We start from the raw sequence: 6,071 nt of genomic DNA, 5'->3' as shown, positions 1-6,071 counted from the left end.
TTTCCGTTTCAGGGGGCGTCTCCGCACGCTCCGTACAAGGTATTTCCATGAGCCGACAACCGCTTGTTCTGCTTGTTCCCGGAGATCGATTGGCTGGCATGACAACGGCCAGCAGCTTAGTGAGCTACGGCTTTGAGATCCTCCTGGCCAGCTCTGTGGAGGAGGCAGAACATCTGCTTCGGACGAATCGGCGCATCAGTGCTTTGGTCATCGATACCGACCTCGGGGTACTGTCAACTTAGCGCCGAAGAGGCAAAGCTGCCGCGGGCGCAGCCGTCACGCGAGTACACATCAGCCCACGAGGGCAACACCAGTCGCATCGCGCCAGGTGAGGAAGGCGCGATTACGAGCAGCTCGGTACTCACTGGCGGAAAGACGGTGACGGCGGAGTTGGAAGTGGTTGTGGATCGGAGTGTGAGTGGCGAGGAACTGCTGCGCATGCCCAGCTGATTTGAACCGCCTCATGTGGCGTTCCCGCCGTCGGGTCGGCTGGTGCGAGACCTCACAGCGGTTGTTGAGATACCGGCTCTGCCGATGTTCCACGCCTGGCAGGATCTCACGTTTCGCGGCACCATCGGACCCAAGTTTATCGGTCACGATCACTCTGGGCGCGTAGCACAAACCCTTCAGCAGCTTGCGAAAGAAGCGCTTGGCTGCCTTCGTATTGCGGCGGCTCTGGACCAGCACGTCAAGCACGTTGCCATGCTGATCAACCGCTCGCCAGAGATAATGCAGTTTGCCGCGGATGCGCACGAACACCTCGTCCAGAAACCATTTGTCTCCGGGCTGTGGCCGCCTCCGCTTCAGCGTCTTGGCATAGGCGCGCCCGAAGCGCAGGCTCCAATCACGGATCGTCTCGTAGCTGACCACGATGCCCCGCGCTGCCAAGATCAGTTCGACTTCCCGCAAGCTCAGACTGAAGCAGTGATACAACCAGACGGCCTGATTGATGATCTCGGCCGGATAGCGGTAGCCGCGGTACGGGTGGGACGTTGTGCTCATGCCCGAGACCCTGCCATACGCCCGAACCTTCGCCAACCTGACAGTACCCAAGACTCGCCAACGTCACTCGTCCGTCGGTCATGTAATGGTTGACGCGCTCCGTGGCGAGGCATTCGCCGGCCTGATACACCTTCACCGCCTCAATGGACCCGCTCTTCTCTAGCTCAGCGATGATGAAGTCGCGCTCGACATTCGTATCCAAGTCCGTGGCATGGGTGACCTGGAACGTGAGGTGGGTCAGGGACAGGCCTGTATCCCTCGTGCCAGCCCCGACCCAGAGAACGCGCTCGTCGTCCGGTGGACGGTCGGTGTTCAGCCAGAAGCTTGCGGCTCCCCCGGCCCAGGTCTCCCCGGCTCGCGCGAGGCTCAAGGACCAGAACCGGATGTGATGGCGCTTGCGAGGACTGTTGTCGATCGCCTTCTGAAACCCGACGTCCTGGCCGCGGCCGAACAGATAGAGGGTGCTGAACGGGGCGGTGGGATAGGGCGCGTTGAACACGAAGGCCCGGATCATGCCCCAAGAGCTGGCCAGGCCGAGGCGGTCGGCCTCCGACCAGCCGAGGGCGGCGAAGGCCGCGCGAAGCTGTGCGAGCGTTCCGATGAGCGCCACGTTGACGGGATCACCCGGCAATCCATCGCCTGTTGTCGTGAAGCTGGGCACCCGCTGCCGGCGGAGGAGCTTGAGGCCCATGCGAATGATCCGCGGGAGGATGACATAGGCGGCGATGCCATAGGTGAGGCTCACGGCCAGAATCCAGGGCAGCCGTTGGTCCGCGGTGTCGAAGACCACGAAGACGATCAGCCAGACAGAGAAGATGCCCAACCCGAGGACTACCAGGCGTTGCAGGAGGCGGTTCAACACTCTCATGATCCAGGCTCCGTCACGATCGGCGCGGCGGTGCTCAGCAATCCGTGCAGATGCCCTTCATAACCTTCTCATCGATGCGCTTGGCACGTTGGTCCATCTGCTGGATCGCCTTCGCATCATTGGGCGAGAATTCCTTGGCCGGAGGTGGCACGGTATTGCTGTCGAGCATCCGGTCAATCTCTGCGCCAGACGGGATCTGAATTTCTCCCGAGGGCGTAAATGGTCGATTGCTCTCCTGCGCCAGAGCGGGACCTGCGGCGATCAACGAACCGAGGATGATGAGCTGGAGATAACGGTGCATCATGATGACTCCGGAATGAGGATGCCTGCCTTGTCCTGGACCGCGGCCGGCCCGACGGGTTTGTGCCGCACGGCGGGAGATGGCATCCGGGCGGAAGTCTCCCCCATTCCAGCGGCACCTGCTTGACCGAATGAGACGGGGACTGGACAACCCGAGATCCCGGTTCGCCGTAAAAGCCTTTCAGACGCTGAAACCATGGCTGAAAGGACGCTGTGCCGTTTACGAATTGGCCGCCACGAGCGTCACGGTTGTCACACCACCCGCGATGTTGAGACCAACTTGCCCCTCGACCGAAATGGGCTGTAGCGAGAACGCACGCCCCGTTCCGCCGGTAAGCACGTTTGCTCCCAGTCCGACGCCAACTGTGGCCTCGGCGCCGAGGCCGGCATAGGTTCCCGCCAGCGCGCCCCTCGGCAACCCCGGCGCCGCGGCGATGACGCCCCAGACGAGATGTCCCGCCGCGACTTCGCCGAGCGCAACACCGAAGTCGTCGATCTTGCCGGTATAAGAGTCGACGAGGCCGCCTCCGTTCGGCGTGAAGGTGCAGCGCAGGGTCTGTTTCTGGACGACGAACAGGCCGATGCCGGCCGAGACATCGCAGGCGAGGGTCCCGACCCTGACGGAGGCTTGCGCAGGAGCGGGTGCCGCGGAAGCAAGGAAGGCGGCACTCAGGGCAAGCGCGGCAATGCTCAATTTGTTTTCAATAATCATAACAGGCGTTCCATGTTCACAAGGTCGGTCGTCAGTGGTGCCGGGGGCGGCGGTTGCGGGTTTCGCTGTCGTCACGGGCTGTTCTATTCGACGCGGCTCACTCGACGATCAACGTGCCTACAGTGCGGTCGCATGAGGTCGAGACTACACAAGCCTGCACCGTCGGCTTGACCGTCCGAGCCATCAGCTTGACACTTCGAGACATGCACCGCCAAACGACGCAAGCTCGGGGATCTTCGTGCTCGACGAGCCGACGCGCAGGCCGCCAGCGATCGTCGACAGCGTCCTGACCGCCGCGTGGCAAATGCCCCGCCCGAGATCCCATCCGTCATGCATGTTCACCGCACGAGATTCGCGAGCGGCACCGCCAGGCGGATGACCAGTCCCTCAGGCGCCCATTCATGTTCGATCCCGCCGCCGAGCTGTTCGGTCGAGCTCCGGATCGCCATCCTGCTGCCGAACCCCAGCCGTTGCGGCGGACCGGGAACCACAGGCCCGCCGCTCTCGCTCCAGGTGATCCTGTAGCTGTCTTCCGATCGCCTGCCCTCGATGCGGATGCGGCCGACGTCGGTCGAGAGAGCGCCATACTTCACGGCATTGGTGGCTTGCTCGTGGATGATGAGGGCCAGGGCCGTGGCGGCATGGCCTCCGATCGGTGCGTCGTCCCCAGCGATGTCAAATCGGTCGTGGAGGCTCCCGGCATAGGGCGCCAGCAGTTTGGCCACGAGGTCCTGGAACGTATGCCGGCCTGATCCAGCGAGGCCTTGAGGGCTGGCATGCTCATGCGCACTTGCAAGAGCACTGATGCGCTGTTGGAACTCCCTGGCGAATGGCATGGCGGCCGGATGCCGGCGGGCCGTCAACGATGCCAGGCCACCGACGACCGTGAAGACGTTCTTGATGCGGTGGGACAGCTCACCTGTCAGCAGTTCCCGGGCTTCCTCGGCCTGCTTGCGCTCGTGGATGTCGAGGGCGATGCCGATCCATTGAGCGACCTTGCCCTTGGCGTCATGGACGGGGCGCGCACGGACGACGAACCAGCGGTGGTTCCCGTCGTCGGACCGCCGGAAGGGGATCTCGACCTCGAATGCGGTGAGCGAAGCGAGCGCACGCTGCCATCGGCGGACGATGGCGTCCCGGTGATCCGGATGAATGAGGTTGGCCCAGCCGCCGTTGCGCGTCTGCTCGAGAGAGAGGCCCGAGAACGTGTGCCAGAACGGGTTGCAGTATGTCACCTGGCCGTCGGCCGCGCAGAACCAGACCACCTGCGGGCTGAGCTCGACGAGCGTGCGGAAGCGCCCTTCGCTCTCGCGCAAGGCCTGATCGGACAGGTGGCGTTCGATGACGAGTGCGGCCGTCTGGGTGACGTGGGCGATCACCTCGAGATCGTCGGCCGTCGGGTTGCGCGGCTCGCGGTAGTAGTTGCCGAAGGTCCCGAGCAGCCGTCCGTCGGCTCCCCTGATCGGGATCGACCAGCATGCGCGCAAGCCGTGGGCCAGCGGCAGCTCCGCGAACGCACCCCACAGCGGGTCGGTCGCGATGTCCGTCACGAAGACGGCCTCCCCCCGGTGCGCGGCGGTCCCGCACGACCCGACGCCCTCGCCGATCTCCACCCCGTGGATCGCGTCATTGTAAGCGGCCGGCAGGTTCGGGGCGGCGCTGTGCAACAGGTGTCGGCCCTGCTTGTCGAGCAGGAGTATGGACCCGAGCAGTTCGCCGTTGGCTTCGGTCTCGACCGCGAGCACCAGCTCCTCGAGGACCTTCGCGATCGGAACGCCTGCGGCGACCTGGCCCAAGACCCTCTTTTCGCTTTCGAGGAGCCTGAGGATCCTGCTGTCCGGTGCGCTCCGGTGACTGGTGTGAATGGGCATCGCTTCTCCCCTTGCGTCCCTTGTCCCGACCGCACCGGGGTCCGCACGACAGGGCCGGACGTTGTGGCCTGGAGCGACCCAAGAGGTCTCACCGCGTGTGGTCCAGGACGAACTTCGATGACGCGCACTGATCCCCGGCTCTGCCAAGACGCAGCCAGACTACAGGGGTTCGCACCGTTACGCTTGACCGTTCATGACGTACGCTTGGCATTTGGCGACATCGAATGCACCCATGGAGTAATCCGGTGGCCGGCGGTCAGGATGAGGCGGATGGGAAACTTGCCCACCCTTCGGTGGACCGATGGCGGGGAACTCGCCATGGCGAGCCTGGCTTGTCAGGATCCCAGACCCGTCATGCCCGGGCCCGCAAAGTGCGGCCATCGGAGCCGCTTGTCCCAATCTGGTAACCGGACGTCCTCATCGATCAAGCGCACGGGCTCGGCGCGGTTATGATGGGAGTTCCATGCCGGCGCATGCCGGGTTGGCCGGCACGGAAACCGGATGGGGCTCATCATGAGGGACGCCTTGGTTGTGGGTGGCCTCGGCCGACGGCGATGACCTCGAGACGCGATGTCCACGCCGAGCCACGGAGGGGCAACCCTTCGATCGGCTTCAGCGAGGACCTGCGCCGGGTGCTTGAGACCGAACTGCTGAAGGGGCCCTGCACCTCGATCGAGATCGCCCGCCTGTTCTCGATGCACCACCGCACCTTGAGCCGGCACTTGGCCCGCGAGGGCGTCACCTTCCAGCAGGTTGTCGACGAGATCCGGTTCGCGCTCGCCCGTGACCTGCTGGCCAACACCGACATGGCCCTGGACCAGATCTCGGTTGTGTTGAGGTACTCGGAACCGAGCGCCTTCACGCGAGCTTTCCATCGTTGGTCCGGGCAGTCTCCCTCGGCCTGGCGGGCGAGCCATGCCAGGAGGCGGAAGCTTCCCAGGAGGCGAGCGATACCTCGTCGTCCACTGCCTGGATCATCGTCATGATGATGCCAGCCCCTGCTCCAGCCATCCTTGCCGAGACGGACCTTGCTCCAGGCGCCAGGCCGCCGGGGATTGTCCCGACCAGCGCCGGAAAGCCCGCGTGAAGGCGCTTGCCTCTGAGTAGCCGAGCGCCACGGCAACCTCACTGAGGGGGATGCGGGTCTGACTCAACAACTGGCGCGCGATCTCGAACCGCGTCTCGTCGACGAGGCTCTGGAAGCCCGCCCCCTCAGCCCTCAGATGCCGGCTCAAGGTGCGGCGATGGATGGCAAAGCGATCCGCAACCGTCGCGGCCGAGCACTGGTTCGTCAGAAGCTCAGTTCGCAGCATGCGGC

The 6,071-nt window shown here is 64.4% G+C and carries 7 protein-coding genes and 1 pseudogene; 2 read left to right on the top strand and 6 right to left on the bottom strand.

Going from position 1 to position 6,071, the window contains the following annotated elements; genetic code table 11:
* A pseudogene (locus FS320_RS47290) lies at positions 1-242 on the top strand (hypothetical protein); the annotation flags it as partial.
* Between the two features lie 49 nt (positions 243-291).
* On the opposite strand, the gene FS320_RS36200 reads toward FS320_RS47290, so the two are convergent.
* The 5 genes from FS320_RS36200 to FS320_RS36180 all read right to left on the bottom strand — a co-directional run bounded on the left by FS320_RS36200 (position 292) and on the right by FS320_RS36180 (position 4,753).
* Positions 292-951: an IS6 family transposase gene (locus FS320_RS36200; RefSeq protein ID WP_338105631.1), complete on the bottom strand. Its 660-nt coding sequence runs from the start codon at positions 949-951 to the stop codon at positions 292-294.
* On the bottom strand, positions 845-1,870 hold the full coding sequence (locus tag FS320_RS36195) for an LssY C-terminal domain-containing protein (RefSeq protein WP_338105630.1): 1,026 nt from the start codon (positions 1,868-1,870) through the stop codon (positions 845-847). The genes FS320_RS36200 and FS320_RS36195 overlap by 107 nt, the downstream gene beginning before the upstream one ends.
* A gap of 34 nt (positions 1,871-1,904) precedes the next feature.
* Entirely contained in the window at positions 1,905-2,174 is a 270-nt protein-coding gene (locus tag FS320_RS36190) for a hypothetical protein (protein ID WP_152717179.1), read from the bottom strand.
* Between the two features lie 216 nt (positions 2,175-2,390).
* The gene (locus tag FS320_RS36185) at positions 2,391-2,882 is read right to left on the bottom strand and encodes a DUF992 domain-containing protein (RefSeq protein ID WP_152717178.1); all 492 of its coding nucleotides are present in this window, start codon (positions 2,880-2,882) and stop codon (positions 2,391-2,393) included.
* Positions 2,883-3,220: 338 nt separating this feature from the next.
* A complete protein-coding gene (locus FS320_RS36180) occupies positions 3,221-4,753 on the bottom strand; it encodes a sensor histidine kinase (protein ID WP_152717177.1) in 1,533 nt (510 codons plus the stop codon).
* Positions 4,754-5,307: 554 nt separating this feature from the next.
* On the opposite strand from FS320_RS36180, the gene FS320_RS36175 reads away from it, so the two are divergent.
* On the top strand, positions 5,308-5,739 hold the full coding sequence (locus FS320_RS36175) for a helix-turn-helix transcriptional regulator (RefSeq protein WP_162866320.1): 432 nt from the start codon (positions 5,308-5,310) through the stop codon (positions 5,737-5,739).
* Here the strand turns inward: FS320_RS36175 and FS320_RS36170 are convergent.
* Positions 5,734-6,071: helix-turn-helix transcriptional regulator (locus FS320_RS36170; protein ID WP_244627612.1), on the bottom strand; the 338-nt coding region annotated here is incomplete at its 5' end. The two genes, FS320_RS36175 and FS320_RS36170, sit on opposite strands and share 6 nt — an antisense overlap.

Origin of the sequence: Microvirga tunisiensis, assembly GCF_009296175.1 — a bacterium.
Lineage (GTDB): Bacteria > Pseudomonadota > Alphaproteobacteria > Rhizobiales > Beijerinckiaceae > Microvirga > Microvirga tunisiensis.
This window is presented reverse-complemented; position numbering and strand designations above follow the sequence as displayed.